Origin of the sequence: Burkholderia sp. AcTa6-5, from assembly GCF_017815075.1 — a bacterium.
Taxonomy (GTDB): domain Bacteria; phylum Pseudomonadota; class Gammaproteobacteria; order Burkholderiales; family Burkholderiaceae; genus Burkholderia; species Burkholderia sola.
In genome coordinates this window covers 244,627-270,451 of the sequence record NZ_JAGIQE010000004.1, presented here as the reverse complement: position 1 = coordinate 270,451, position 25,825 = coordinate 244,627, and the positions used below count along the sequence as shown (strand labels likewise).

Here is a 25,825-nt window from a genome sequence, read left to right as displayed (position 1 = left end):
CGACATGACCCGTCCGCGGCCCGCCGGCCGCGGCACCGACAGGAATCCACCATGACCCAGGACCCGCTTTTCCAACCGCTGCGACTCGGCGCGCTGACGCTGCCGAACCGCATCGTGATGCCGCCGATGACGCGCTCGCGCGCGAGCCAGCCCGGCGACGAAGCCAACGAACTGATGGCCGCGTATTACGCGCAGCGCGCGAGTGCGGGCCTGATCGTCAGCGAAGGCACCTACATTGCGCCGCTCGGCAAGGGCTACGCATGGACGCCCGGCATCCACACGCCGTCGCAGGTCGCCGGCTGGCGCAAGGTGACGGACGCCGTGCATGCCGCGCACGGCCGCATCTTCGCGCAGCTGTGGCACGTCGGCCGGCTGAGCCACACGAGCCTGCTCGGCGGCGCGCAACCCGTGTCGTCGTCGCCGCTCCAGGCGAAGGGCGTGAACGTGTTCATCGCCGGCGAGGACGGCAGCACGCCGGGCTTCGTGCAGGCGTCCGAGCCGCGCGCGCTGTCGATCGACGAGATCCGCGAGATCGTCGACCAGTACCGCACCGCCGCCCGCCACGCGATCGAAGCCGGCTTCGACGGCGTCGAGCTGCACGGCGCGAACGGCTACCTCGTGAACCAGTTCATCGATTCGAACGCGAACACGCGCACCGACGCATACGGCGGCTCGCTGGAGAACCGGCTGCGCTTCCTGCGCGAAGTCACGCAGGCGCTGATCGACGGGACCGGCGACGCATCGCGCGTCGGCATCCGCCTCGCGCCGCTGACCACGCTGAACGGCTGCGTCGACGACGATCCGGAAACGACCTACCTCGCCGCCGCGAAGCTGCTCGGCGAACTCGGCGTCGGCTACCTGCACATCGCGGAAGCCGACTGGGACGACGCGCCGCTGATGCCGGTCGCCTTCAAGCAGCAACTGCGCGCCGCGTTCCCGGGCGTGCTGATCTATGCCGGCGCATACACCGCCGAGCGCGCGCGCGAGGCGATCGCCGCCGGCTGGGCCGACCTCGTCGCATTCGGCCGCCCGTTCGTCGCGAATCCCGACTTGCCCGAGCGGCTGCGCACCGGCGCCGCGCTCGCGCCGCACGACCGCAACACGCTGTTCGGCGGCGGCGCCCACGGCCTGACCGACTACCCGACGCTCGCGCAAGCCGCGGCATAACGATCGACAGGAGTCTCGAATGAAAGCGACGCTCGCCCGGCTCGCGCTCGCCGCGATCCTGCCGTTCGCGGCCGCGCAAGCGGCCCACGCCGCCCCGTCCGAGGCGGCGGCGGCCGGCTGGTATCCGTCCGTCTATGGCGCCGATGACGAAATCGGCGCGGCCAACCTGCTGACGCCCGACGTCGTCAAGCAGGCGGTCGGCCTCGTGAAAGCCGGCAAGACCTATCCGCTGGCCGTGCCGGTGGACAAGAACCTGCCGGCGTACCGCCACCGCAGCTTCCGGCTGTACAACGTGCAGGTCGGCCAGCAGGCCGGCAAGAGCCTCGGCCCGAACAAGTTCACGTTCAACGACGAACTCGTCAACGCATGGACCGGCGTCGGCACGCAGTTGAACGGCATCGGCCACATCGGCATCGACAACGTGTACTACAACGGCAACCGCGCGGCCGATTTCGTGACCGTCGACGGCGTGAAGAAGCTCGGCGTCGAGAAGGTGCCGCCGATCGTCACGCGCGGCGTCGTGCTCGACATGACCGCCCACTACGGCAAGCCGATCGTGCCGGGCGGCACCGAGTTCACGGTCGCCGATATCCAGGCCGTGCTGAAGAAGCAGCGGCTGACGCTGCGCAAGGGCGACGTCGTGCTGTTCAACACCGGCTGGCTCGAGCTGGTCGGCAAGGACGACAAGCAGTTCCTCGCCGTCGAGCCCGGCATCGGCATGGAAGCCGCGAAGTGGCTGGCCGATCAGGGGATCGTCGCGTTCGGCGGCGACACGTGGGCGTCGGAGGTCTATCCGAATCCGCATACGCAGGACGAATTCCCGGTCAACCAGTACATGCTCGCGAAGCGCGGCATCTACAACCTGGAGCTGATCGACAGCCGCGCGCTGGTGCGCGACAAGGCATGGGAATTCCTGTTCGTGCTCGGCCAGCCGCTGTACGTCGGCTCCACGCAGGTCAATATCAACCCGGTCGCGATCCGCTGATCGCGCATCCGCCCTCCGGCAATCGCGGCGACTATCGCCGCGATCGTCATTTCCGAGTTGCGGCCTGGGCGATCGGCGTCTAACGTTGACGGGATCGACGCCATACGACCGTCACCCGACCTGAAAGGACGCCCCGTCATGCCAAGCCGCTCCCCGACACGCGACATGCTGCTGGCCCTTGCGGCCGGTTTTTCCCTCGCGGCCTTTACCGCGCCTTCGCACGCCAACGAGGCTGCCGGCCTCACGGCGCCAGCGCCGGCCACGCCGGCGCTGACGACCACCGCGAGCGGCTTGCAGGTCTACACGTGCGAATACGATGCCGAACACCGGCTCGCGTGGACATTCCAGCACCCCGAAGCGCTGCTGTTCGATGCCGGCGGCACGCTCGTCGTCCGGCACGGCGCGGGACCGTCGTGGGAAGCGCTCGACGGCAGCCGCATTACCGGCAAGAAGCTCGCGGAAGTGCCGAGCGCCAGCCCGGCCAGCATTCCGCAACTGCTGCTCGCGGCGACGCCGGCCGCAACCGGCACGCTCGCCGGCGTGCGCTTCGTGCAGCGGCTCGACACGGCGGGCGGCACGCCGCCGGCCGCGACGTGCACGACCGAGCATGCGGTCGGCCGCTTCCCGTACTTCGCGCGCTATGTGTTCCTGAAGTGACGCGCACGGCGTCGCAGCGACGGGGATCATCCCGTCACCTTTCGCCCCGCTTCCGCTTAATCAGTTTTCCTATATTTGATGCGGGGACGCGTGAAATCGTCGACACCCTCGCTCCGTCCGGTCAGCGCAGCCGCATCGACAATTCGACGTCGCCGCCGAACGGCACCGACAGGTAGCCGTGTTCCGGCGCGCGCACGTAAGCAAGGTAGTCGGGGCTGTATTCCGCGTTGTCGGCCACGACGAACGCGCCCGCCCTGAGCCGCGGCTCGACCAGCGCGAGAATCTCCGGATACAGCGCCTTCGCCCCGTCGAGCAGCAGCAGGTCGACCGAATCCGGAAGATCGGCGGCCAGCGTGCGCAGCGCATCGCCTTCGCGAATCTCCACGAGATCGGCCAAGCCGGCCGCCGCCAGGTTGGCCTGCGCGCGCACGACCTTCGACGGCTCGAACTCGCTCGTGATCAGCCGGCCGCCGCCGTTGTCGCGCAGCGCGGCCGCGAGATGCAGCGTCGAGATGCCGAACGACGTGCCGAATTCGACGATTGCCTTCGCGCCGCCGCTGCGCGCGAGCATGTACAGCAACATACCCGTCTCGCGCGACACGGGAAGCGGGTAGTCCTTCAGGCGCGCATACAGATCGGCGTAGTCCGTCTTGCTGCGCATCAGCCGCGCTTGCTCGTCGCGCGATACGTTGGCGAAGGCCGGGCTCGTCGCGGGCGACGACGCGTCGGCTTCGTCGAACAGGCGCGCCAGCAGCGAAGCCAGCGGGTCGAGCATCAGGGTGGTCATGCGATATCTCCGTATCGGGTTGAGTGCGTCAGTGCACCCGACTAGAATATGACGAACTATTCAGGTTTTACTATTCGCATTGGCAAACCGCTCATGACCGACCGCCGAAACGCCCCGATCGCCACGCGCAAGCAGCCTCGGCAGGCGCGCTCGACCCGCCTCGTCGAGGACGTCCTGCAGGCGGCTATTCAGGTTTTGGCGAGCGAAGGCGCGCAGCGCTTCACGATGGCGCGCGTCGCCGAGCGGGCCGGCGTGAGCGTCGGCTCGCTGTACCAGTACTTCCCGAACAAGGCGTCCGTGCTGTTCCGGCTCCAGCACGACGAGTGGCGGCAGACGCACGACATGCTGTGCGCAATCCTGCAGGACACGCAGAAGACGCCGCCCGAGCGGGTGCGCACTGCCGTCCACGCGTTCATCCGTTCGGAATGCGACGAGGCGCCGATGCGGACCGCGCTCGACGATGCCGCTCCGCTCTATCGCGACGCCCCCGAGGCGCAGGACGTGAAGGCCGAGGGCAACCGGGCGTTCAGCGCGTTCATCCGCGAAGCGCTGCCCGACGTGCCCGACGCCACCCATGCGCTCGCGTGCGAACTGATCCTGACGACGCTCACGACGGGCGGCAAGGCGTTCTCCGAAACCGCGCGCACGCCCGCGGAAATCGACGCGTACTCGGACGCGATGGCCGACATGTTCTGCGCGTATCTCGCGCATCTCGCGCGCAGTTGAAGCCCGCATCGGGACGGAAACCATGCACGCGCGCCGGCCTCCCGGGCCACCTTGAAAGCCATTCGTAACGTCCAATGCCCCCCGCCCGCCGACCCTGCATTCAAATAGTCGCCTTAACGGATTCGAACTAGGCGTATACACGCGTGTCGGCGCGACGGAGCCCCGTTGCACGCCGATATAAGCGCTGCGACATGCGCTGCATGCTCTTCCCCCGATGGGACGTGATGGGCCGCTCGCCTAACCTTCGCTACGGCAAAGCACACGCGACGGGGTCGACCACACCATGCGTCGTCCGACGCGACACCCTCGCGATCGTTTCGATTCGCCCGTCACGACACGCACCGCGCGTCATGCGTCCCCGCGACGTTGCCGATCAATCCAACCAGATACGAGACACCCTGACGACGGTTCGCTGCGAGCCGTTTCAGCATGCTGATAAAGGAGCAAGCTCATGAGTGATACCCCGGTGCAGCCGACGGTCGGCGTCGGCGCGGAAGAAACCGGCTTGGGCGCCAACGGCGCCATCGACCGGTACTTCGGCATTTCGTCGCGCGGCAGCACGCAACGCCGCGAGATCATTGCCGGCGTGACCACCTTCCTCGCGATGGTCTATTCCGTGTTCGTCGTGCCCGGCATGTTCGGCAAGGCCGGCTTCGACACGAGCGCCGTGTTCGTCGCGGTCTGTCTCACCACCGCGTTCGGCTCGCTGCTGATGGGCCTGTGGGCGAAGCTGCCGATCGCGATCGGCTGCGCGATCTCGCTGACCGCGTTCACCGCGTTCGGGCTCGTGCTCGGCAAGGGGCTGCCTCCGACGGTCGCGCTCGGCGCCGTGTTCCTGATGGGTCTCGTGTTCACCGGCATCTCGATCACCGGCGTGCGTTCGTGGATCCTGCGCAACCTGCCCGCGGGCGTCGCCCACGGCACGGGGATCGGCATCGGGCTGTTCCTGCTGCTGATCGCGTCGAACGACGTGGGCCTCGTGATCAAGAACCCGGGCGCCGGCCTGCCGGTGTCGCTCGGCCAGATCACCGCGTTCCCGGTCATCATGTCGGTCGTCGGGCTCGCCGCGATCTTCGGCCTCGAAAAACGTCGCGTGCCGGGCGGCATCCTGCTCGTCGTGATCGCGATCTCGGTATTCGGGCTGATCTTCGATCCGGGCGTGAAATACCGCGGCATCTTCGCGCTGCCGTCGCTGAGCGCACCGGGCCACGCGTCGCTGATCGGCGCGATGGACATCAAGGGCGCGCTGTCGATGGCCGTGCTGCCGAGCGTGCTCGCGCTGGTGATGACCGCCGTGTTCGACGCGACCGGCACGATCCGCGCGGTCGCGGGCCAGGCCGGCCAGCTCGACGCGAACGGCCGCATCATCAACGGCGGCCGCGCGCTGACCGCCGATTCGATCAGCTCGATCTTCTCCGGCTTCCTCGGCGGCGCGCCGGCGGCGGCCTACATCGAGTCGAGCGTCGGCGTGGCCGCCGGCGCGAAGACGGGCCTCGCGGCCGCGGTGGTCGGCCTGCTGTTCCTCGTCGTGATGTTCTTCTCGCCGCTCGCGGGCCTCGTGCCGTCGTATGCGACCGCACCGGCGCTGATGTACGTCGGCCTGCTGATGCTCGGCAGCGTGAGCAAGCTGCACATGGACGACATGGTCGACGCGATGTCGGGCCTCGTGTGCGCGGTGTTCATCGTGCTGACCGCGAACATCGTGACGGGCATCATGCTCGGCTTCTCGACGCTCGTGATCGGCCGCGTCGCCAGCGGCGAATTCCGCAAGCTCAACGTCGGCACCGTGCTGATCGCGGCCGTGCTCGTCACGTTCTATCTCGGCGGCTGGGCGATCTGAGCGCGACACATGCGCGACGTCGCCTGCAGAAGGGCGGCGCGCATCGGGACGATACCGTCTCCTCCACCATCGTCGTTGATGGCCTCGAGCCTGGGAACGCGAGTTTCCAGGCTTTTTTTATCGGTGCGACGCAGCGCGACGCACTGCGCGAAAACGTCGCGACGCTCATTCGCGCGCGGTGCTACGATCGCGTTTTGCCCCTTCAGGAGTCGCGATGAACCCACTTGGCATCGTCTCCGAATCGACCACCCGGGCCTCGGCGCGCAAGCCGCCGTTCATTCCGTCGTTCGGCTTCCACGAAGTGCATGAATCGCAGCCGATCGACGCGCCGCCCGCATCCATCATCGATGTCGTCGCCTCGCTCGACATGCGCGCCGATCCCGTCATCGACACGCTGCTGACGATGCGAGAATTCCCGGCAGCCGTCGCCGGCGCGCTGCGCCACGCGCGGGCCCGCCCCGAACGCGCGCGTTTCGGCTTCGACACGTTCACGCCGCTCCATCGCGACGACACGTCGCTGTCGCTCGGCCTCGTCGGACGCTTCTGGCGCCCGACGCCCGACGTGCGCGCCGTCGCCGATGCCGACGCGTTCGTGCGGCACGACGACCCGCGCGACGCGAAGCTGGTGCTCCGGTTCGAGGTCGTCGGGCTCGCGTCGGGCGCGCACATCCTGCGCACCGAAACCTTCGTCCATTGCCCGAGCGCGCGCACGCGCTGGCTGTTCACGCCGTACTGGCTCGCGATCCGAGTGGGCAGCGGCTGGATCCGGCGCCGCACGCTGGCAGCGGTCGAGATGGCGCTCGCCTGAACGCGCCGCGTCAGAACGGCTTGATCACGGCCAGCCCGACGACGAGCGCCATCCCGACGATCACCGCGCCCGCCGCGTGCCCGAGCCACGGCGCCGGCACGACGACGAGATCGTCGCGCGCCATGCGCCGCAGCGTGCCGGCCAGGATCCCGTGCAGCACCGACAGCGCGACGACGAGCGCGAGCTTCACCGACAGCCACGCGGCGCCGAACCAGTGACCGCTCAGCGCGAGCGCGATGCCGGCGATCCAGACGATCGCGAGCGCGGGCGCCGTCACCGTGCGATCCCAGCGCCGCACCGCGCGATGCACGGCGAGGTTCGCGATCCGGACCGCGACAGACGACAACAACAACCCGCCGACGAACGTGACGACGGCCGCCAGATGCACGGCCTTCAGCACCAGGTAGATCATTGCGCGTGCCGCCTGCGCGCGATCCAGCCGGCGCTCGCGAGCCCCGCGAACGGCACGACGGCCGACAGCACGAGCCGCGCGACCTCGCCCTTGCTCCACAGCCCGCTCGATGCGGTGACGACTACCGCCCACACGTACATCGCGAACGCGATGCCGTGAACCGGGCCCATGATCGACACCGCGACCGGGTAGCCGGCCAGATGCTTGAGCGGCACGGCCACGCAGACCAGCGCGACGAGCGTGGTCGCCTCCAGCAGCGACAGGTATTGCAGGTTCCGCAACGCGTTGCGATCGTCTTGTTTCATCGGCAGGGCTCCAGGTGGTCCGCCGCGATTGTCGCGTGTGGTGCCGGCCCGAGCCATTGGCTAGAATGACATCTTTCAACGGATTCTGGCCACGGCCGCAACGCCATGCACACGGTCGCCGTTCTTGCCTTGCCCGATGTCGTTCCGTTCGATCTGGGCGTCGCCTGCGACACGTTCGTGCGCGTGCGCGCCCCCCATGTCGAACAGGCGTACCGCGTACGCGTGTGCAGCGAACAGCCGCGCGTCGGCGGCGACCTGTTCGAGCTGCGCCCGCCGTTTCGCCTCGACGCGCTGGCCGACGCCGATACGATCATGGTGCCCGGCACGTCGGTGCCGCTCGCGCCGACGTCGCGCCGCGTGCTCGACGCGCTGCGCGCGGCGGCCACGCGCGGGCGCCGGATCGCGTCGATCTGCAGCGGCGCGTTCGTACTCGCGGAAGCCGGGCTGCTCGACGGCCTGCGCGCGACGACGCATTGGCTCGCGGCCGCCGAACTCGCGCGCCGCTATCCGACCGTCGACGTCGACCCGAACGTGCTGTTCGTCGACAACGGCCGGATCCTGACCTCGGCCGGCGCGGCGGCCGGCCTCGATCTGTGCCTGCACATGATCCAGGCCGACTACGGCGCGGCCGTCGCCGTCGACGCGGCCCGCAACGCGGTGGCGCCGCGCGTGCGCGAAGGCGGCCAGGCGCAGTTCATCGCGCCCGAATGGCCGGCCGGCGGCGACGGGCTGCACGACCTGATGGACTGGCTGAACGCGAACCTGCGCCAGCCGCTGACGCTCGACGCGATCGCGCGCAAGGCATCGACGAGCGTGCGCACGCTGACGCGGCGCTTCCAGGAGCAGACGGGCACGTCGCCCGGGCAATGGCTGCAGACCGCGCGCGTCAGGCATGCGCAGCAGTTGCTGGAGGTGACCGAACTGTCGATCGAACATGTGGCGACGGAAGCCGGGTTCGGCTCGGTCAGCGCGTTTCGCGAGCGCTTCTCGCGCATCGTCGGCACGTCGCCGCAGCGCTATCGGCAGGCGTTCCGCACACGCGCCGATGCGTGACCTTCATCGGGCTCGCCGCCTGAACCCGCCGCCCCCTTTCGCGCCAACCGGACCCGACCGATGACCCGCATCCGCAATCCCCTGAACATCGCGCAGCTCCAGGCGTTCGTCTCCGCCGCGCATCTGAAGAGCCTGCGCGCCGCCGCGCGCGAGCTCGGCGTCACGCAGCCGGCGATCACGCACACGATCCGCGAGCTCGAAACGGCGCTCAACGCGGAGCTGCTCGTGCGCAGCGTGCGCGGCGTCGAACTGACCGCCTGCGGCGAGGCGCTGCTGCCGCGCGCCGAGCAGTTGCTCGGCGACGTCCGCCGCACGGTCGAAGCCGTCGAACAGGTGAAAGGCGAGATGTCGGGCCGCGTCGCGGTCGGCACGATGCCGTCGATCGCGCTGACCGCGTTGCCGCACGCGGTGACGGCGTTTCGCCGGTCGATGCCGAACGTGAGCCTGCATCTGGAGGAAGTGACGGTGCCGGACGCGCTCGCGCAGTTGCGCAACGGCACGCTCGACATCGCTGCGATGCACCATGTGCCCGCGCTCGACCGCGATTTCACGCAATTGCCGCTGCTGTCGACCGAATTCACGATCGTGATGCGCGACGGCCACCCGCTCGCGCACGCGCGCCGGTTAGAGGAACTGCTCGACGCCGAGTGGATCGTCACCGTCGGCGCCGAGCAGTTTCCGCACAGCGTGATGGTCGGGATGTTCGAGGCGCACGGGCTGCCGCTGCCGAAACGTTTGCTGCGCTCGCCGATGTCGTTCGCGGTGACGCTCGGGCTCGTCGCGCGCTCGGACGTGATCGGCTGCTTCACGCGCCCGCTTGCCGCGATGGTCGCGCCGCTCGGCATCCGCACGGCCGAACTCGACGAAAGCATGCCGCGCTTCGACCTGTCGATCATCGCGCGGCGCGACCTGCTGCCCACGCCGGCCGTGTCGCACTTCGCCACCTGCCTGCAGCGCGCGGTCAACGAAACGCTCGGCTGAATCGTTCCTGTGTGTGAAACGGCGGTGCGTCCGACGCGCCGCCGCCGGGCCCGGTATCGGGGCTTGTCCTAGGCGCCCCGCCGGTATTTTGTCTTGATAATCTTCCGCACGTCGCGCGCCCCCATCGGGCGGGCGAAACGGACTGTCCGACGCGAAGCCGCGGCGGGCCGAAGGCTTACGGCGCGGCACAACCGCGCACCCATCGAACAAAACGAGGAGTCACCGAGTGAAAAAGATTCTTGCGGCAGTGACCGTGGCCCTGCTCGCCGTATCGGCCGGCAGTGCATACGCGAAGGACTGGTCGACCGTGCGGTTCGGCGTCGACGCAAGCTACCCGCCTTTCGAATCGAAAGGCGCCGACGGCAAGGTCGTCGGCTTCGACGTGGATCTCGGCAACGAGATCTGCCGCCGCATCAACGCGAAGTGCGTGTGGATCGAAAACGACTTCGACGGGATGATCCCGGCGCTGAAAGCCCGCAAGTTCGACGGCGTGCTGTCGTCGATGTCGATGACGCCGGCGCGCGCCGAGCAGATCGCGTTCTCGTCGAAGCTGTTCAACACGCCGACGCGCCTCGTCACGAAGAAGGGCGCGAACCTGCAGCCGACGGCCGAATCGCTGAAGGGCAAGTCGGTCGGCGTCGAGCAGGGCACGATCCAGGAAACCTACGCGAAGACGTACTGGGCGTCGAAGGGCGTGAACGTCGTGCCTTACCAGAACCAGGACCAGGTCTACGCCGACCTGATCTCCGGCCGTCTGGACGGCGCGCTGCAGGACGCGGTGCAAGCCGAGATCGGCTTCCTGAAGACGCCGCGCGGCGCGAACTTCGACTTCGCCGGCAAGGACCTCGACGATCCGAAGACGCTCGGCAATGGCGCCGGTATCGGCCTGCGCAAGGAAGACACCGACCTGAAGACGAAGATCGACGGCGCGATCGCCGGCATGCGCAAGGACGGCACGTACGACAAGATCGCGAAGAAGTACTTCGATTTCGACGTCTACGGCAAGTAATCCGGCCGAACGACGCGCGATTCGGCGCGACGGGAACGGGCTCCGCGAGGAGCCCGTTTTTTTTGCGCGCGGCGCGGGCAGCGTTATTTTTTCTGCGCCAACCCGATGATTCTCAACGGAAAACCGAACGCTCCGGCACCGGTTTGATGGCGGCGAGGAAGGCAACGTACAATCGATCTTCCACGCACACGGATCATTCGCGGCTGCGCCGCACTCCCCTCATCATGCAAACGCAGACCCATCCGCTGATTTCCCCCGCCGTCGGCACCGAACGCCAGATCACCAGCTTCCACTACGGCCCGCGCGGCGGCAAGAAGGTCTACATCCAGTCGTCGCTGCACGCGGACGAGCTGCCCGGCATGCTGGTCGCCACGCTGCTGCGTCGCAAGATCGCCGCGCTGGAGACGGCCGGCAAGCTGCAAGGCGAAGTCGTCATCGTGCCCGTGCCCAATCCGATCGGCCTGTCGCAACACGTGTTCGGCGATCACCTCGGCCGCTTCGAGCTCGGCTCGATGCAGAACTTCAACCGCAATTTCCACGATCTCGCGGCGCTCGTGCTGCCGCATGTCGAAAGCCGCCTCACGAACGACGCGCAGCGCAATCTCGCCGTCGTACGCGCGGCGATGCGCGAAGCGCTCGATGAACAGAAGCCGCGCACCGAACTCGACTCGCAGCGTCTTGCGCTGCAGAAGCTGTCGTTCGACGCCGATATCGTGCTCGACCTGCATTGCGACAGCGATGCGGTGATGCACCTCTACACGAATCCCGATCTGTGGGCGGACGTCGAGCCGCTGGCGCGCTATCTCGATGCCAAGGCGTCGCTGCTCGCGCTGAATTCGGTCGGCAACCCGTTCGACGAAATCCACAGCTTCTGCTGGTCGGATCTGCGCAACCGCTTCGGCGACCGCTTCCCGATCCCGAACGGCGCGATTTCCGTCACGGTGGAACTGCGCAGCGAACGCGACGTGTCGTACGAGTTCGCGGAAAAGGACGCGCAGGCGATCGTCGACTACCTGACCGAGCGCGGCATCGTCGAAGGCACGCCGGCGCCGCTGCCGCCGCTCGCGCATCCGGCCACGCCGCTCGCGGGCACCGATCCGCTCGTCGCGCCCGTGTCGGGCGTGATCGTGTTCCGCACGCCGGTCGGCGCGATGATCGAGGCCGGCCAGGCCGTGGCCGACATCGTCGATCCGCTGACCGATCGCGTCGTCACGCTGAAGAGCAGCGTGTCGGGCGTGCTGTACGCGCGCCAGGTCGTGCGCTTCGCGACGGCCGGCATGGAAGTCGCGCGCATCGCCGGCGCGACCGCGATCCGTACCGGTTCGCTGCTGTCGGCCTGAGCCTGAGCGCGGCCCGCGCGCCGGGCCGCGGCGCGCATCGCACGCCATCGGCCGCATCAAACGAAATCGCCCGCTTGCGCGGGCGATTTGCTTTCCGGAGCCGGCGTCGGCAGCCGATGCTGCGCCGCCGCGCGCTGCGCGCGAAGGACGTTCAGAACGCCGGCACGATCGCGCCGCCAAACTTCTGGTCGATGAACTTGCGCACGTCGTCCGATTCATAGGCCGCGACGAGCTTCTTCACCCACGGCTTGTCCTTGTCCTGCGCGCGCACCGCGATCAGGTTCGCGTACGGCCCGCGCAGATCCTCGATCGCGATCGCATCCTTCACCGGCGTGAGCCCGGCCTTCACTGCGTAGTCGGTGTTGATCGACGCGGCGTCGAGGTCGGGCAGCGCGCGCGGCAGTTGCGCGGAATCAAGCTCGACGATCTTGATCTTCTTCGGGTTCTCGGCAATGTCGAGCGGCGTCGCGTTCACGCCGTTCGCGCCGACGCCCGGCTTCAGCTTGATCACCCCGTACTTCTGCAGCAGCAACAGCGCACGGTTGCCGTTCGACGGATCGTTCTGGATCCCGACCTTCGCGCCCGCCGGCAAATCCTTCAGCGACTTGAGCTTCTTCGAATAGAAGCCCATCGGCGCGGTATAGGTGAGCCCCACGTTGACGATCTTGTATCCGCGCTGCTTGATCTGGCTGTCGAGGAACGGCTGGTGCTGGAAACCGTTCGCGTCGAGATCGCCGGAATCGAGCGCCGCGTTCGGCTGCACGTAGTCGTTGAATTCGATGACCTTGATCGCGAGGCCTTCGCGCGCGGCGACTTTCGTCACCTCGGTCCAGATCTGCGCGTCGGGGCCGCTCATCGTGCCGATCTTCAGCGTTTGGGAGTCGGCGTGCGCGCCGGGCGCGGCGAATGCCAGCGCGGCGGCGAGTGCGCCGAGGCCGGTCAGAATCGAACGTCGCATGGGGTGTCCTCTTGTCCCGTGTCGTTTGTTGGAGCACGGATCGTGGCATGGGGCGCGGACGCGGCAAACCAAGCTTATTTCATGTGCATATTCCGGTTCGGAATCGAATCTCAGCCGAAATCGGTATAACCCCCGCTATACAACCCGGGCAGAATTCGGTGTCGCATCGGCACCACAGATTCGTCATATGACAGTCGCTGTCATATTCATTACGTGGCCCGCCGATAAAGTTGCGCCGGTCCGTGAAAGCGCTCCATAGAGAGCGCCGGAACCGCAACTGGACACGCCATTCATTCGCTCGGAGAATCCTTTGAACAAGAAACTGTTGACCATCGCCGCCCTCGCAGCAACGGCCGGCACGGCGCACGCACAAAGCAGCGTGACCCTGTACGGCGTCATCGATGCCGGTATCAGCTACGTGAACCACAGCAAGACCGCCAACGGCGGCAGCAGCAAGCTGTTCAAGTACGACGACGGCGTGGCCCAGGGCAGCCGTTGGGGCCTGCGCGGCACCGAAGACCTCGGTGGCGGCCTGAAGGCGATCTTCGTGCTCGAAAACGGCTTCAACAGCGGTAACGGCACGATCGGCCAAGGCGGCGCGATCTTCGGTCGCCAGGCTTACGTCGGCCTGAGCCAGGCGCAATACGGCACGGTCACGTTCGGCCGCCAGTACTCGTTCTCGACCGACATCCTCGGCTCGAACTACTCGACCGGCGGCAACACGGTCGCGGGTAACTACGCTTACCACGTGAACGACATCGACCAGCTGACGTCGAGCCGCATCAACAACGCGGTGAAGTTCCAGAGCGCGAACTACGCCGGCTTCACGTTCGGCGCGTTGTACGGCTTCTCGAACTCGACCGACTTCGCCGGCGCACCGTCGACGACGACGGGCACCACGACGACGGCCGGTTCGTCGCGCGCCTACAGCTTCGGCCTGAACTACGCGAACGGCCCGTTCTCGCTCGGCGCCGCGTACACGGACATCCGCTTCCCGAGCCAGTCGACGCCGGCCTTCTCGACGTCGATCGCGAACATCGCGCTGACGAACATCCGCGACCTGCGCACGTACGGCGTCGGCGGCCGCTATGTCTTCGGCCCGGCAACGGCATGGCTGCTGTGGACGCGCACGCAGTTCACCCCGATCGCGGCAGGCGCATCGGGCACGTTCTACAACGCATACGAAGCAGGCGTGAAGTATGCGTTCACGCCGGCGCTGTCGGCGGCAGCGGGCTACACGTACACGAACGCGACGCAAAGCGGCAGCTCGGCGCACTGGAACCAGGGCAACGTGGGCCTCGACTACGCACTGAGCAAGCGTACGGACGTGTACGGCCTGGTCATCTACCAGAAGGCATCGGGCAACAACGTGCAGGCGCAGATCGGTTCGAGCACGAGCTACTTCAACACGTCGGGCAACGGTTCGTCGAACCAGCTGGCTGCTCGCGTCGGTATCCGTCACAAGTTCTAAAGCATCCGCTTAACTGTCCGCGTCACGCGCGGATCAGGACGGCACGCAGCGCCCCGCTCCACGCGGGGCGCTTTTTTATGCGCTTTTAAGTTTCGCTTAATTCTGGGCTGAGACGATGCTCTCACCCCCCCTGTTGGCCGCCTGAGCATCGGCGGCTTTTTTTTTGAGACTCCCTACGGCACCGCCATCAACTGCCCACAAGACAGGATCGGAGGCCACGATGATCGAAGATACCGTTTTCAGCCATCTGCACGCGATTCTGACGTGCCAACACTCGCTGCCGGTCCAGAGCTGCCGCGTCTCGGTGGAAATGCAGCGGCCATGGGGCCGTCCGTATCGTCTCGTCGAGTGGACGATGCATCTCGATGCACCCGCGCGGCGCCAGATCGTGCCGGCCGAATCGACCGACGAAGAGATCGCCGAGGTCGTCGCGTCGCACGTGCCGGGCCGGCTTTACGGCGACGGCCGGCTGCAGTTCTGAACGCGTTTCCATTTCACCCGCTTCCCGTCCGCCGGCCGCGCCGCACGCATCGTGCGGCAGTCGGTCTCGTTTGACGCGGCAACGAAACCTGCTACGCTGCGCGTTTTCGTCCACGTCACACACGATGGAAAACGCATTCAACGAACGTGGCGTCATGGTCACGCGCAACGGCCTGTCGGCCGCCGGGCAGGTATTCGCACTGCGTGACATCCGCCAGGTCGATGTCGTCAAGATTCCAAAGAACCGTCTCGTGCCGTCGCTGATCTCGCTGATCGGCGCGGCCGTCGCCGTCGCGGGCGGCATCGGCGCATCGAGCGCCGCGCTGGTGGTCGGCGTGATGCTCGTCGTCGTCGGCTATCTCGCGTGGGCCACGCAGGACATCACGTATCGGCTGATGGTCGAGATGCCCGACGGCAAGCGCGAAGCGCTGTCGAGCGTCGACGCCGCGTTCGTCGAACGCGTCGCGCAGGTCGTGCGCGATGCGCAGTCCGCCACCGCCGCCGGCTGATTCCACTCCATTCGTGCACGCTTCGATTCGCGCTTGCCGCACGCCCGCGGCGAGCGTCGGTGTGCGCGGCCTGCCCGTCGAATCGCGTGCCATGCGCCGCTCCACACGCATCTCGCCTCCACGGCGGACGCCAACCGCCTAGTATGGAAAGAGCGGCTCGCCGCCGCATCGTCCGAGGAGGCCAGCATGAACGCTCAATCGCTGTCCGGCATGCTTCGCGCGCAGGAACTGCTGATCGTGTCGATGATCCGCGCGCTTCCCCCTGACACACGTCGCGCGCTCGTCGAGCTCTACACCGAACAGATCGCGTTCGCCGAACAGGCCGGCATCGAAAGCCACAGCGATCGTGCGACGCACGACGCGTTCATCGCGCATGCGCGCAACCTGCTGATTCGCATCGAAGCGCTGGCTTAGCGCCTGTTTCTCTCAAATTTTGCGCCACGGCTCGCCCGAGCCGTGCATGCAAGTGCTCACTCGCATGAGCCGCTTTGCGTTCTTGTATTGATAACAATTCTCATTTACACTGACAAGGTTGTCAGTTGCCTTTCAAATCGCCGTTTGCCGCCTGTCGCGCGCAAACGGGCCAGCCAGGTGAACGCGTCGCCCAGCCAGCCTTCGGGCTTGTTATCGTCAATGGGAGACCACCTGTGCATTGCTATACGCTGGCGCGGCGGCCGATCTGTGCCGCGCTGTTCGGCGCGTTCGGCCTGTCCGCTGCCCCGGCTCACGCCGATTCGTCGCCGCAAGGCGCCAACCCGCCTTCCGCCGTCCTGACCGCCGCCGCGTCCGCGCGCGGCGATGCGGCGCTGCTCGATCCCGTCACCGTCACGGCCACCCGCACCGCCACTGCGGCGAGCCGCACGGCGGCGTCCGTGTCGGTGATCACCGACGAGGATCTCGAAGAACGGCAGGTCACCAACATCAAGGACGCGCTGCGCTACGAGCCGGGCATCACGGTGCGCCGCACCGCGTACCGGCCGGGCAGCGCCGCGCTCGGCGGCGGCCGCGACGGCGATTCGAGCATCAACATCCGCGGCCTCGAAGGCAATCGCGTGCTGCTGATGGAAGACGGCATCCGCCTGCCGAACGCGTTTTCGTTCGGTCCGCTCGAAGCGGGCCGCGGCGACTACGCCGATCTCGACACGCTCAAGCGCATCGAGATCCTGCGCGGGCCGGCGTCGGCGCTGTACGGCAGCGACGGCCTGACCGGCGCGGTGAACTTCATCACGAAGGACCCGCGCGACCTGCTGTCGATCTACGGAAAGCCCTACTACTTCTCGTTCCGGCCGAGCTACGACTCGACCGACCGCAGCATCGGCGCGACCGTGTCGGCCGCGGGCGGCAACGATCGCATCCAGGGGATGATCATCGCCGACGGCCGGCGCGGCCACGAGGTCGACACGCGCGGCAGCAACAATTCGGCGAGCACGCTGCGCACGACGTCGAACCCGCAGGACGTCTATTCGGAATCGCTGCTCGGCAAGCTCGTGCTGACGCCCACCGCGCGCGACACGATCAAGTTCACCGCCGAAACGGTGCAGCGGCGCGTGAGCACCGACGTGCTGTCGGCGATCAGCCCGCCGACCACGCTCGGCCTCACGACCTACGACCGGCTCGAGCGCAATCGCTTCAGCGTCGACTACGACTTCCGCGACGACACGTTCCGCTGGTTCCAGACCGCGCACGTGCAGTTCTACTACCAGGACGCGAAGCAGGACCAGTACGCGTTCGAGACGCGCGGCCGGGCGGCTTCGCGTTCGCGCGACAACCAGTACAAGGAACGCACGTTCGGCGGCACCGCGTTCGCCGAAAGCGGCTTCGCGACCGGCCCGCTCGCGCACAAGCTGCTCTACGGCGTGGACGGCAGCGTCTCGCGCGTGACGAACCTGCGCGACGGCACGGTGCCGGGCGTCGGCGAAGCGTTTCCGAACAAGGCGTTCCCCGACACCGACTACACGCTGTTCGGCGCGTTCGTGCAGGACCAGATCGGTTACGGCCGCCTGCTCGTCACGCCGGGCCTGCGCTTCGACACGTACCGGCTGAGTCCGACCGCAAACGATCCGCTGTTCACCGGCAAGGCCGTGTCGACGAGCGCGAACGAACTGTCGCCGCGCGTCGCCGTGCTCTACGAGATCACGCCCGCGGTCATTCCGTACGTGCAGTACGCGCATGGCTTCCGTGCGCCGACGCCCGACCAGGTGAACAGCAGCTTCTCGAACCCGGTGTACGGCTACACGTCGATCGGCAATCCGAACCTGAAGCCCGAAACCAGCGACACGTTCGAAGCCGGCCTGCGCGGCAAGGCCGGCACCGGCTACGGCGTCGTGCGCTACAGCGCAGCCGCGTTCACCGGCCGCTACCGCAACTTCATCTCGCGCACGACGATCGCCGGCAGCGGCCGGCCGGTCGACCCGTTCGTGTTCCAGTACGTGAACTTCGCCGACGCGCGCATCCACGGCCTCGAAGGCCGCGCCGAATGGGTGATGCCGAACGGCATCACGCTGAAGACGGCAATGGCGTTCACGAAGGGCTCGACGCAGGACAACGGCGCGGCCAGCCAGCCGCTCGACACGATCAATCCGTTCTCGGCCGTGTTCGGCGTGCGGTACGAACCAAGCGAACGCTGGTTCGTGCAGACCGACCTGCTGTTCCAGGCCGCCAAACGCGACAAGGACATCCCGGCGAACGCATGCCCGGGGGCGAGAACGTCGTGCTTCGCGCCACCGTCTTCATTCGTCGTCGACCTGCGCGGCGGCTACCGTTTCAACAAGCACGTGAGCGCGACCATCGGCATCCGCAACCTGTTCGACCGCAAGTACTGGAACTGGTCGGACGTGCGCGGCCTCGCGTCCGACGCGCAGGTGCTCGACGCGTATTCGTCGCCCGGCCGCACCGTCGCCGTCAGCATGAAAGTGGATTTCTGATGCGCGTCGCCCGCGCGCCCATCCCAACCGTTACTCGAAGGAGTCCGACATGATGCAATCCGCCCTTCCCGGTCAATCGGCCACGCCGGCCCGCGCGGCCGCCGCGCTGCGCGACGCGTTCGTCAAGCTCAAGACCGAGCGCCAGCTGCGCAACCGCGACGTCGCGCAGGCGCTCGGCGTCAGCGAAGGCGAGGCGCTCGCCGCGTTCGTCGGCGAGCACGTCGTGCGGCTCGACGCGCGCTTTCCGGCGATGTTCGAGGAAATGCCGCGCCTCGGCCGCGTGATGGCGCTGACGCGCAACGACACGGCCGTCCACGAAAAGGACGGCGAATACGCGCAGATGAGCCACGACGGCCCGGTCGGCCTCGCGCTCGGCGACATCGACCTGCGCATCTTCTATCGTCACTGGGTGTCGGCGTTCGCGGTGCGCGACGAGACTGCGCACGGCCCGCTGAAGAGCCTGCAGTTCTTCGATGCGCAGGGCCATGCGATCCACAAGGTCTATCTGCGCGCGCACAGCGATCACGCCGCGTACGACGCGTTCGTCGAACACTGGCGCGCGCAGTCGCAGGAGCCGGGCCTCGCGGTCGCGCCCGCCGCGCCGAAAATGCCCGAGCGCGCCGATAGCGAGATCGACGTCGCGGGCTTTCGCGCCGCATGGGACGCGATGACCGATACGCACCAGTTCTTCGGCATCACGCAGCGCTTCGGCGTGAGCCGCATGCAGGCGCTGCGCCTCGCCGATCCGCACTACGCGTATCCGGTCGAAACCGCGCATGCGTTGCGCCACGTGCTCGAACACGCGGCGCAAAGCGGCCAGCCGATCATGGTGTTCGTCGGCAATGCGGGAATGATCCAGATCCATACGGGCCCCGTCGCGAACGTGCGCGAGGTCGGCGCGTGGATCAACGTCCTCGATCCGGGCTTCAACCTGCATGTCCGCGAGGACCTGATCGCCGCCGCATGGGTCGTGAAGAAGCCGACGAGCGACGGCATCGTCACGTCGCTCGAGCTGTTCGACCGGCAGGGCGACCACGTCGCGCTGCTGTTCGGCGAGCGCAAGCCCGGCAAGGTCGAGCGCGACGACTGGCGCGCGCTCGTCGCGACGCTGCCGGCCGCCGCACGCGGAGCCGCACGGTGAGCGCGCGACCGTTCGACCCGCGCCGCCGGTCGCTGCTGGCCGGCGCGGCGGCCGGCGCGCTCGCGGGCACAGTGCCCGGCGGCGTGCTCGCCCAGGTCGCGGCGGCCGCGCCGAAACGCGTGATCGTGATCGGCGGCGCGCTCGCGGAAACCGCGTTCGCGCTCGGCGGTGCCGAGACGCCGCGTTACCGGCTCGTCGGCGCCGACACGACCTGCACGTATCCCGACGCCGCGAAGCACTTGCCGAAAGTCGGCTACCAGCGTGCGCTGTCGGCCGAAGGGCTGCTGTCGCTGCGGCCCGATCTCGTGCTGGCCTCGGCGGAAGCCGGCCCGCCGACGGCGATCGCGCAGGTGAAAAGCGCCGGCGTCACGGTGACGACGTTCGATGAGCGCCACGACGTCGAATCGGTACGCGCGAAGATCACCGGTGTCGCGCAGGCGCTCGACGTGCGCGATGCCGGCACCGCGCTGCTGCGGCGCTTCGATCGCGACTGGCAGGCCGCGCGCGATGCAGTCGCCGCGCGCGTGCCCGGCGGCGCGCAGCCGCCGCGCGTGCTGTTCGTGCTGAACCATACCGGCACCCAGGCGCTCGTCGCGGGCCAGCGCACGGCCGCCGACGCGATGATCGGCTACGCGGGCGCGCGCAACGCGATGCAGGGCTTCGAGCACTACAAGCCGCTGACGACCGAGGCGCTCGCGGCGGCCGCGCCCGACGTCGTGCTGATCTCCGACGAAGGGCTGGCCGCCGTCGGTGGCCACGCCGCGCTGCTCGCGACGCCCGGCTTCGGCGCGACGCCGGCCGGCCGCGCGCGGCGCGTCGTGTCGCTCGACGCACTGTTCCTGCTCGGCTTCGGCCCGCGCCTGCCGCTCGCCGTCACGACCCTGCATCGACGCCTGTCGGATGCGCTCGCCTGATTCCGGACCGACCCGATGCCCGCTCACGCTTCGCCCTTCAACGCGCCGTCGCCCGCCTCGCGCGCCGGCGCCGCGCGCCTCGGCACGTCGCGCCGCTTCGCGCCGTTCGTCCTCGCCGCGCTCGCCGTTCTGGTGGGCGCGATGTCCGTCGTCGCGCTGTGCGTCGGCGCGTACCGCATTCCGCTGGCGCAAGCCTGGGCCGCGCTGAGCGGCGACGCGGCCGCGCAGCAGGCGCGCGCGGTGCTGCTCGACATCCGCGCGCCGCGCGTCGTGCTCGCGCTGCTGGTCGGCGGCGGCTTCGGCGCGACCGGCGCCGCGATGCAGGCGCTGTTCCGCAATCCGCTCGCCGATCCGGGGCTCGTCGGCGTGTCGAGCGGCGCCGCGCTCGGCGCGACCACGCTGATCGTGCTCGGCCCCGCGCTCTTCGCCGCGCACGCGAGCGCGGCCGCGCTGCCGGTTGCCGCGTTCGCGGGCGGCCTCACGGTCGCGGCGCTCGTCTACCGGCTGGCCGCGTCGCGCGGCCGGCTCGCGCTGCCGCTGCTGCTGCTCGCCGGCATCGCGATCAATGCACTGGCCGGCGCGGCGATCGGGCTGCTCACGTTCGTCGCCGACGACGCGCAGTTGCGCTCGCTGACCTTCTGGAGCCTCGGCAGCCTCGGCGGCGCGCAATGGTCGACGCTCGCGGCCGTCGCGCCGTGCGTGGCGCTCGGCTGCGTGCTGCTCGCGCGCGAACGCGATGCGCTGAACGCGCTGCAGCTCGGCGAAACCGAAGCGCTGCATCTCGGCGTGCCCGTGCAGCAACTGAAGCGACGCGTGCTCGTCGCGGTTGCGCTCGCGGTCGGCGCGCTCGTGTCGTGCGCGGGCATCATCGGCTTCATCGGGCTCGTCGCGCCGCATTGCGTGCGCCTCGCGTGCGGCCCCGACCAGCGCATCGTGCTGCCCGGCGCCGCGTTGCTCGGCGCGTTGCTGACGCTCGCGGCCGATCTCGCCGCGCGCACGGTCGCCGCGCCCGCCGACATTCCGCTCGGCGTGCTGACCGCGCTGCTCGGCGCGCCGTTCTTCCTCGCGCTGCTGTGGAAGAACCGCGGCGCGCTCGGCGGCTAATCCCTTCTTCACGACGACCATGCTGACTGCCCACCACCTCGACGTCGCGCGCCGGCACGACACGATCCTGCGCAACCTGTCGCTGTCGATCGAACCCGGCCGCGTGACCGCGCTGCTCGGCCGCAACGGCGCGGGCAAGAGCACGCTGCTGAAAACCTTCGCCGGCGAGCTGACCGGCAGCGTCGCGCCGAACGGCGTGCGCGTGACGGGCGACGTCACGCTGAACGGCGAGCCGCTCGCGCGCATCGACGCGCCGCGGCTCGCATGCCTGCGCGCGGTGCTGCCGCAGGCCGCGCAGCCCGCGTTCCCGTTCAGCGTCGACGAAATCGTGCTGCTCGGCCGCTATCCGCATGCGCGGCGCAGCGGCGCCCGCCACGTCATTGCGCATCGCGATCGCGACATCGCGTGGCGCGCGCTCGAACGCGCGGGCGCCGACGCGCTCGTCGGCCGCGACGTCACGACGCTGTCGGGCGGCGAACTCGCGCGCGTGCAGTTCGCCCGCGTCCTCGCGCAGCTGTGGCCGGACCGCGACGCACCGGAAACCGGCCCGCGTTACCTGCTGCTCGATGAACCGACCGCCGCACTCGATCTCGCGCACCAGCACCGGCTGCTCGATACCGTGCGCGCCGTCGCGCGCGAATGGCAGCTCGGCGTGCTCGCGATCGTCCACGATCCGAACCTCGCTGCGCGGCACGCGGATACGATCGCGATGCTCGCCGACGGCACGATCGTCGCGCAGGGTGCGCCGCGCGACGTGATGACGCCGGCCCATATCGCGCGGTGCTACGGCTTCGCGGTGAAGATGGTGGAAACCGGCGACGGGACGCCGCCGGTGATGGTGCCCGCGTAACGCGGGCGTGTGTCCCCTGATCGTAGCGTCGTGCGCCGCCGTCAGCGGCGGCGTTCGCTCGAGATTGTTCGTCTGCCCGTTTCGAGGAAACCTCCGTGCCGCTTCCGATGACCCGCATCATCCTGTACGTCCGCGACGTCGCGTTGCTGAAGGCGTTCTACCAACGATGTTTCGCATTGCCCGTCATCGAGGAAATCGACGTCGAATGGGTCGTGCTCGACGCAGGTGCGATCGAACTCGCGCTGCATCGGGCCGGGCCGGCGTTCCGTGATGCGGCCGCATTCGCAAACACGAACGCGCACGCAACCACCAGCAACGTGAAACTCGTATTCAGGATCGACGCCGATCTCGACGCGCATCGCGACCGGCTCGCCCGAGATGGCGTGACCGTGCGCGATCCCAAGCGCTACGATGGCTTCCCGTTCCGAATGTATGACGGCGTCGATCCGGAAGGGAACGTCTTTCAGGTCATGCAGCCGGACTGAACGCCGGCACGGCAAGCATGAGCACGAACGCTCAATGCTCGACGTCCGCCGCGCCGAAGGTCCGCATCTTCCAGCCGAGCCGCACCGCGAGCATCCGCATCGAGAAGCCGGCGGCCAGCGCGACGAGCGTCGCGAATCCCGCATCGATGTCGACATGCTGCATCCCGACATACAGCGCGCCCGTGGCGAACGCGACGCTCGCATACAGTTCCTCGCGCAGGATCAGCGGCATCTCGTTGCAGAGTAAATCGCGCAGCATCCCGCCGCACACGCCCGTGATCGCGCCGGCCAGCACGACGATGATCGGTGCCGTGCCGGTCGATGCGCCGATGTCGCAGCCGATGATCGTGAACGCCGCAAGGCCGATCGCGTCGACGGTGACGAACAGCGTCTTCATCCGCGCGACGTGCCGCGCGGCCCATGACGCGACGGTCGCCGCGACGAGCGTGATCACCAGGTATTCGGGATGCGCGATCCAGCCGAGCGGATAGTGGCCGAGCAGCACGTCGCGCACGGTGCCGCCGCCGAGCGCCGTCACCGCGCCGACGAGCGCAAGCCCGAAGCGGTCCATCCCGCGACGCATGCCCATCAGCGCCCCCGACATCGCTTCTGCGACGATCGCAATCAGATAGAGCGTATGCATCGCGCGCGTCAGTCGTCGGTCCGGAACAGGTCGAGCACGCGTTCGCGCTCGGCCGCATCGACGGCGGCCGGCATCGGTTCGTCGCGCTGGCCGTGGTCGGCCGATGCATCCGGCGCATCGACGGCCGCCGCGCCGCCGCACGCAAAGCGGCTGCGGATATACGCCGGCACGTCGGCCGTGCACGTGCCGCGCGTGTATTCGGCGTAGACGAAATCGCCGTCGACCAGCGCGACGTCCTGCGGCGGCGTCGCATCGACCGGCGTGCGCCCGTCGACGGCCGTCTTCATGTAGTCGAGCCAGACCGGTAGCGCAAGCGTCGCGCCGGTCGCGCGCCCCATCGGGCGCGGCGTGTCGTAGCCGAGCCACGCGACCGCGACGATGCCCGACGAATAGCCGGCGAACCATACGTCCTTCGATCCGTTCGACGTGCCCGTCTTGCCGGCCGCGTCGTCACGCCTGAGCGCCAGCGCGCCGCGCGCGGTGCCGGCACGCACGACGTCGCGCAGCATGCTGTCCATCACGAACGCATTGCGCGCCGACACGACCCGCTCGCCCGCCGGCACGGTCGCCTCGTACATCGCGCCGCCGTGACGCTGCTTCACCGACAGGATCAGGCGCGGCTCCATCCGCGTGCCGCCGTTCGCGAACACGCTGTACGCGCTCGCGAGTTCGAGCGGCGTCACGGCGCCCGCGCCGAGCGCGAGCGGCAGCGACGCCGGATTGCGCTGCGCATCGAAACCGAAGCGCACCGCGTGCTGCTGCACGTAGCGCGCATCGGTGGCCTGCATCAGGCTGACCGCGACGAGGTTCTTCGAGCGCATGAGCCCTCTCCGCACCGGGATGAAACCCTCGTAGTTGTTCGCGAAATTGCGCGGGCGCCACGGCCGCGCGCCGGTTTCCGCGTGTGTGAGCGTGCGCTGCGTATCGTCGACGAGCACGCCGGGGAAGTAGCCCTTCTCCAGCGCCGCCGAATAGACGAACGGCTTGAAGCTCGACCCCGGCTGCCGATACGCCTGCAGCGCATGGTCGAACACGTTGCGATTGAAATCCGCGCCGCCGACCAGCGCGAGCATGTCGCCGGTGGCCGCATCGAGCGACACGAGCGCGCCTTCGAGGCCGTTGCGCGCATCGCGTGTCGCGCGCGACTGGCGGCTCAGCGTGCGCTCGAGCGCGGCCTCGGCGGCGCGCTGGTCGCGCATCGAGATCGTCGTCGTCACGTCGAGGCCGAGCGTGTACGCGTCGTCATGAAACCGCTCGACCATCATCCGGCGCGCCCGCTCGGCGACGTACGGCGCCGCGATGATGCCGGGCGGCGGCGTGGTCGCCAGCGCGATCGGCGCGTCGACGGCCGCGCGATACGCCGCATCGTCGAGCTGGCCGAGCGCATGCATCCGGCCGAGCACGTAGTTGCGCCGCGCGGTCGCGCGCGCCGGATTGACGACCGGGTTGAACGCGGACGGCGCCTTCGGCAGCCCGGCGAGCACGGCCGCTTCGCCCGCGCTCAACGCGTCGAGCGGCTTGCCGAAGTACACGTGCGCGGCGGCCGCGAAGCCGTATGCGCGCTCGCCCAGATAGATCTCGTTCATGTACAGCTCGAGCAGCTTGTTCTTGCTGTATGCGCGTTCGAGCTTGGCCGCCATCAGGATCTCGGCGAGCTTGCGGCTCAGCACCTTGTCGCGCGTCAGGTAGAAGTTGCGCGCGACCTGCATCGTGATCGTGCTGCCGCCCTGCCCCGGCTGGCCGGTCACGACGTTCGCGAACGTTGCGCGCGCGAGGCCGCCGACATCGACCGGGCCGTGCTCGTAGAACTTTGCGTCCTCGGCCGCGAGCAGCGCGTGCCGCATCAGCGGCGGGATGCGTTCGAGCGGCACGAACTCGCGCCGCTCGACGCCGTATTCGGCCAGCAGGTCGCCGTCGCGCGAGAAGATCCGCAGCGGCAGCGCGGGACGATAGACGGCCAGGTGCTCGACGGACGGCAGCTGCGTCCAGATGCGATCGATCGTCCAGGCGCCGATGCCCGCGCATGCGAGCGTCAGGCCGAGCAGCGCGCCCGCGAGCGTGCGCCATACGCGGCGGCGGCGCGGCGGTGTGGAGGGCGGCGCGGGCGGCGGAGGCGGATTGGCGGTGGGGTCGGTCATGTCGGGCTCCTTCTTCAGTGCCGCGACGGCCGGCGCGAGACACGCGCCGATCGGTCACGAAAGGCGCGCATTGTCGAAGGGATGGCGTGAAACCGGAACATTCTTTAGCCAAAGTTTGGCTGGCTAAATTTTGTTTAG

26 protein-coding genes are annotated in these 25,825 nt (G+C 68.5%); 20 read left to right on the top strand and 6 right to left on the bottom strand.

Annotated features, from left to right (window positions below; translation table 11 throughout):
* Nucleotides 1-51 precede the first annotated feature (51 nt).
* From J8I33_RS08215 to J8I33_RS08205, 3 genes are all read left to right on the top strand, one after another.
* Nucleotides 52-1,167: an alkene reductase gene (locus J8I33_RS08215; RefSeq protein ID WP_069621571.1), complete on the top strand. Its 1,116-nt coding sequence runs from the start codon at nucleotides 52-54 to the stop codon at nucleotides 1,165-1,167.
* A gap of 19 nt (nucleotides 1,168-1,186) precedes the next feature.
* Nucleotides 1,187-2,152 carry a cyclase family protein gene (locus J8I33_RS08210; RefSeq protein ID WP_124594362.1) on the top strand — a complete coding sequence of 322 codons (966 nt, stop codon included), beginning with the start codon at nucleotides 1,187-1,189 and terminating at the stop codon, nucleotides 2,150-2,152.
* Between the two features lie 138 nt (nucleotides 2,153-2,290).
* A complete protein-coding gene (locus tag J8I33_RS08205; RefSeq protein ID WP_209925061.1) occupies nucleotides 2,291-2,809 on the top strand; it encodes a DUF3455 domain-containing protein in 519 nt (172 codons plus the stop codon).
* A gap of 121 nt (nucleotides 2,810-2,930) precedes the next feature.
* Here J8I33_RS08205 and J8I33_RS08200 read toward each other — a convergent pair whose 3' ends face one another.
* Nucleotides 2,931-3,596 carry an O-methyltransferase gene (locus tag J8I33_RS08200; protein ID WP_124555285.1) on the bottom strand — a complete coding sequence of 222 codons (666 nt, stop codon included), beginning with the start codon at nucleotides 3,594-3,596 and terminating at the stop codon, nucleotides 2,931-2,933.
* A gap of 48 nt (nucleotides 3,597-3,644) precedes the next feature.
* Between J8I33_RS08200 and J8I33_RS08195 the strand changes: the two genes are divergently transcribed.
* The 3 genes from J8I33_RS08195 (at nucleotide 3,645) to J8I33_RS08185 (ending at nucleotide 6,970) form a co-directional block, all read left to right on the top strand.
* The gene (locus J8I33_RS08195) at nucleotides 3,645-4,322 is read left to right on the top strand and encodes a TetR family transcriptional regulator (RefSeq protein ID WP_124594359.1); all 678 of its coding nucleotides are present in this window, start codon (nucleotides 3,645-3,647) and stop codon (nucleotides 4,320-4,322) included.
* Nucleotides 4,323-4,773: 451 nt separating this feature from the next.
* Nucleotides 4,774-6,162 (top strand): NCS2 family permease, encoded by a 1,389-nt coding sequence (locus tag J8I33_RS08190; RefSeq protein WP_124638899.1) that lies wholly within the window; start codon nucleotides 4,774-4,776, stop codon nucleotides 6,160-6,162.
* A 214-nt stretch (nucleotides 6,163-6,376) separates the two neighbouring features.
* The gene (locus tag J8I33_RS08185; RefSeq protein WP_209925059.1) at nucleotides 6,377-6,970 is read left to right on the top strand and encodes a hypothetical protein; all 594 of its coding nucleotides are present in this window, start codon (nucleotides 6,377-6,379) and stop codon (nucleotides 6,968-6,970) included.
* 10 nt (nucleotides 6,971-6,980) lie between these two features.
* Here J8I33_RS08185 and J8I33_RS08180 read toward each other — a convergent pair whose 3' ends face one another.
* Both J8I33_RS08180 and J8I33_RS08175 read right to left on the bottom strand, forming a co-directional pair.
* Nucleotides 6,981-7,382 carry a CopD family protein gene (locus J8I33_RS08180; protein ID WP_050012140.1) on the bottom strand — a complete coding sequence of 134 codons (402 nt, stop codon included), beginning with the start codon at nucleotides 7,380-7,382 and terminating at the stop codon, nucleotides 6,981-6,983.
* Complete coding sequence (locus tag J8I33_RS08175) at nucleotides 7,379-7,687, bottom strand: DUF3817 domain-containing protein (protein WP_050012141.1); 309 nt, start codon at nucleotides 7,685-7,687, stop codon at nucleotides 7,379-7,381. Before J8I33_RS08175 ends, J8I33_RS08180 begins: the two co-directional genes overlap by 4 nt.
* 105 nt (nucleotides 7,688-7,792) lie before the next feature.
* Between J8I33_RS08175 and J8I33_RS08170 the strand changes: the two genes are divergently transcribed.
* The 4 genes from J8I33_RS08170 (at nucleotide 7,793) to J8I33_RS08155 (ending at nucleotide 12,070) form a co-directional block, all read left to right on the top strand.
* Nucleotides 7,793-8,740 carry a helix-turn-helix domain-containing protein gene (locus J8I33_RS08170; RefSeq protein WP_209934526.1) on the top strand — a complete coding sequence of 316 codons (948 nt, stop codon included), beginning with the start codon at nucleotides 7,793-7,795 and terminating at the stop codon, nucleotides 8,738-8,740.
* Nucleotides 8,741-8,800: 60 nt separating this feature from the next.
* Complete coding sequence (locus tag J8I33_RS08165; RefSeq protein WP_050012143.1) at nucleotides 8,801-9,721, top strand: LysR substrate-binding domain-containing protein; 921 nt, start codon at nucleotides 8,801-8,803, stop codon at nucleotides 9,719-9,721.
* Nucleotides 9,722-9,947: 226 nt separating this feature from the next.
* Nucleotides 9,948-10,730 (top strand): ABC transporter substrate-binding protein, encoded by a 783-nt coding sequence (locus tag J8I33_RS08160; protein WP_050012144.1) that lies wholly within the window; start codon nucleotides 9,948-9,950, stop codon nucleotides 10,728-10,730.
* Nucleotides 10,731-10,954: 224 nt separating this feature from the next.
* Nucleotides 10,955-12,070, top strand: a complete 1,116-nt coding sequence (locus J8I33_RS08155) for a succinylglutamate desuccinylase/aspartoacylase family protein (RefSeq protein WP_050012145.1) — start codon at nucleotides 10,955-10,957, stop codon at nucleotides 12,068-12,070.
* Between the two features lie 151 nt (nucleotides 12,071-12,221).
* Here the strand turns inward: J8I33_RS08155 and J8I33_RS08150 are convergent, their stop codons facing one another.
* Nucleotides 12,222-13,028, bottom strand: a complete 807-nt coding sequence (locus J8I33_RS08150) for a MetQ/NlpA family lipoprotein (RefSeq protein ID WP_124594358.1) — start codon at nucleotides 13,026-13,028, stop codon at nucleotides 12,222-12,224.
* 310 nt (nucleotides 13,029-13,338) lie between these two features.
* Between J8I33_RS08150 and J8I33_RS08145 the strand changes: the two genes are divergently transcribed.
* The 10 genes from J8I33_RS08145 to J8I33_RS08100 all read left to right on the top strand — a co-directional run bounded on the left by J8I33_RS08145 (nucleotide 13,339) and on the right by J8I33_RS08100 (nucleotide 22,906).
* Nucleotides 13,339-14,499, top strand: a complete 1,161-nt coding sequence (locus tag J8I33_RS08145) for a porin (protein ID WP_050012147.1) — start codon at nucleotides 13,339-13,341, stop codon at nucleotides 14,497-14,499.
* A gap of 220 nt (nucleotides 14,500-14,719) precedes the next feature.
* Nucleotides 14,720-14,980, top strand: a complete 261-nt coding sequence (locus J8I33_RS08140) for a DUF2866 domain-containing protein (protein ID WP_011548992.1) — start codon at nucleotides 14,720-14,722, stop codon at nucleotides 14,978-14,980.
* A 124-nt stretch (nucleotides 14,981-15,104) separates the two neighbouring features.
* On the top strand, nucleotides 15,105-15,488 hold the full coding sequence (locus J8I33_RS08135) for a DUF6232 family protein (RefSeq protein ID WP_050012148.1): 384 nt from the start codon (nucleotides 15,105-15,107) through the stop codon (nucleotides 15,486-15,488).
* 186 nt (nucleotides 15,489-15,674) lie between these two features.
* Nucleotides 15,675-15,902 carry a hypothetical protein gene (locus J8I33_RS08130; protein WP_012339294.1) on the top strand — a complete coding sequence of 76 codons (228 nt, stop codon included), beginning with the start codon at nucleotides 15,675-15,677 and terminating at the stop codon, nucleotides 15,900-15,902.
* A 233-nt stretch (nucleotides 15,903-16,135) separates the two neighbouring features.
* Nucleotides 16,136-18,412: a TonB-dependent hemoglobin/transferrin/lactoferrin family receptor gene (locus J8I33_RS08125; protein WP_209934521.1), complete on the top strand. Its 2,277-nt coding sequence runs from the start codon at nucleotides 16,136-16,138 to the stop codon at nucleotides 18,410-18,412.
* 49 nt (nucleotides 18,413-18,461) lie between these two features.
* The gene (locus J8I33_RS08120) at nucleotides 18,462-19,553 is read left to right on the top strand and encodes a ChuX/HutX family heme-like substrate-binding protein (protein ID WP_209934514.1); all 1,092 of its coding nucleotides are present in this window, start codon (nucleotides 18,462-18,464) and stop codon (nucleotides 19,551-19,553) included.
* On the top strand, nucleotides 19,550-20,467 hold the full coding sequence (locus J8I33_RS08115) for a helical backbone metal receptor (protein WP_209934508.1): 918 nt from the start codon (nucleotides 19,550-19,552) through the stop codon (nucleotides 20,465-20,467). The genes J8I33_RS08120 and J8I33_RS08115 overlap by 4 nt, the downstream gene beginning before the upstream one ends.
* A gap of 15 nt (nucleotides 20,468-20,482) precedes the next feature.
* Nucleotides 20,483-21,571 carry an iron ABC transporter permease gene (locus tag J8I33_RS08110; RefSeq protein WP_209934504.1) on the top strand — a complete coding sequence of 363 codons (1,089 nt, stop codon included), beginning with the start codon at nucleotides 20,483-20,485 and terminating at the stop codon, nucleotides 21,569-21,571.
* A 19-nt stretch (nucleotides 21,572-21,590) separates the two neighbouring features.
* Nucleotides 21,591-22,421 carry a heme ABC transporter ATP-binding protein gene (locus tag J8I33_RS08105; protein WP_209934500.1) on the top strand — a complete coding sequence of 277 codons (831 nt, stop codon included), beginning with the start codon at nucleotides 21,591-21,593 and terminating at the stop codon, nucleotides 22,419-22,421.
* Between the two features lie 95 nt (nucleotides 22,422-22,516).
* Nucleotides 22,517-22,906, top strand: a complete 390-nt coding sequence (locus J8I33_RS08100) for a VOC family protein (RefSeq protein ID WP_209934493.1) — start codon at nucleotides 22,517-22,519, stop codon at nucleotides 22,904-22,906.
* Between the two features lie 31 nt (nucleotides 22,907-22,937).
* On the opposite strand, the gene J8I33_RS08095 is transcribed toward J8I33_RS08100, so the two are convergent.
* The gene (locus J8I33_RS08095; RefSeq protein ID WP_050012154.1) at nucleotides 22,938-23,549 is read right to left on the bottom strand and encodes a trimeric intracellular cation channel family protein; all 612 of its coding nucleotides are present in this window, start codon (nucleotides 23,547-23,549) and stop codon (nucleotides 22,938-22,940) included.
* Between the two features lie 8 nt (nucleotides 23,550-23,557).
* Nucleotides 23,558-25,687: a PBP1A family penicillin-binding protein gene (locus J8I33_RS08090; RefSeq protein ID WP_124594351.1), complete on the bottom strand. Its 2,130-nt coding sequence runs from the start codon at nucleotides 25,685-25,687 to the stop codon at nucleotides 23,558-23,560.
* Nucleotides 25,688-25,825: the final 138 nt, after the last annotated feature.

Coding starts and splice junctions, on each gene's coding strand:
- J8I33_RS08190 (WP_124638899.1), top strand. CDS start 4,774: ATGAGTGATACCCCGGTGCAGCCGACGGTCGGCGTCGGCGCGGAAGAA.
- J8I33_RS08210 (WP_124594362.1), top strand. CDS start 1,187: ATGAAAGCGACGCTCGCCCGGCTCGCGCTCGCCGCGATCCTGCCGTTC.
- J8I33_RS08185 (WP_209925059.1), top strand. CDS start 6,377: ATGAACCCACTTGGCATCGTCTCCGAATCGACCACCCGGGCCTCGGCG.
- J8I33_RS08130 (WP_012339294.1), top strand. CDS start 15,675: ATGAACGCTCAATCGCTGTCCGGCATGCTTCGCGCGCAGGAACTGCTG.
- J8I33_RS08110 (WP_209934504.1), top strand. CDS start 20,483: ATGCCCGCTCACGCTTCGCCCTTCAACGCGCCGTCGCCCGCCTCGCGC.
- J8I33_RS08215 (WP_069621571.1), top strand. CDS start 52: ATGACCCAGGACCCGCTTTTCCAACCGCTGCGACTCGGCGCGCTGACG.
- J8I33_RS08140 (WP_011548992.1), top strand. CDS start 14,720: ATGATCGAAGATACCGTTTTCAGCCATCTGCACGCGATTCTGACGTGC.
- J8I33_RS08105 (WP_209934500.1), top strand. CDS start 21,591: ATGCTGACTGCCCACCACCTCGACGTCGCGCGCCGGCACGACACGATC.
- J8I33_RS08150 (WP_124594358.1), bottom strand. CDS start 13,028: ATGCGACGTTCGATTCTGACCGGCCTCGGCGCACTCGCCGCCGCGCTG.
- J8I33_RS08175 (WP_050012141.1), bottom strand. CDS start 7,687: ATGAAACAAGACGATCGCAACGCGTTGCGGAACCTGCAATACCTGTCG.
- J8I33_RS08165 (WP_050012143.1), top strand. CDS start 8,801: ATGACCCGCATCCGCAATCCCCTGAACATCGCGCAGCTCCAGGCGTTC.
- J8I33_RS08205 (WP_209925061.1), top strand. CDS start 2,291: ATGCCAAGCCGCTCCCCGACACGCGACATGCTGCTGGCCCTTGCGGCC.
- J8I33_RS08170 (WP_209934526.1), top strand. CDS start 7,793: ATGCACACGGTCGCCGTTCTTGCCTTGCCCGATGTCGTTCCGTTCGAT.
- J8I33_RS08155 (WP_050012145.1), top strand. CDS start 10,955: ATGCAAACGCAGACCCATCCGCTGATTTCCCCCGCCGTCGGCACCGAA.
- J8I33_RS08180 (WP_050012140.1), bottom strand. CDS start 7,382: ATGATCTACCTGGTGCTGAAGGCCGTGCATCTGGCGGCCGTCGTCACG.
- J8I33_RS08095 (WP_050012154.1), bottom strand. CDS start 23,549: ATGCATACGCTCTATCTGATTGCGATCGTCGCAGAAGCGATGTCGGGG.
- J8I33_RS08200 (WP_124555285.1), bottom strand. CDS start 3,596: ATGACCACCCTGATGCTCGACCCGCTGGCTTCGCTGCTGGCGCGCCTG.
- J8I33_RS08090 (WP_124594351.1), bottom strand. CDS start 25,687: ATGACCGACCCCACCGCCAATCCGCCTCCGCCGCCCGCGCCGCCCTCC.
- J8I33_RS08120 (WP_209934514.1), top strand. CDS start 18,462: ATGATGCAATCCGCCCTTCCCGGTCAATCGGCCACGCCGGCCCGCGCG.
- J8I33_RS08135 (WP_050012148.1), top strand. CDS start 15,105: ATGGAAAACGCATTCAACGAACGTGGCGTCATGGTCACGCGCAACGGC.
- J8I33_RS08195 (WP_124594359.1), top strand. CDS start 3,645: ATGACGAACTATTCAGGTTTTACTATTCGCATTGGCAAACCGCTCATG.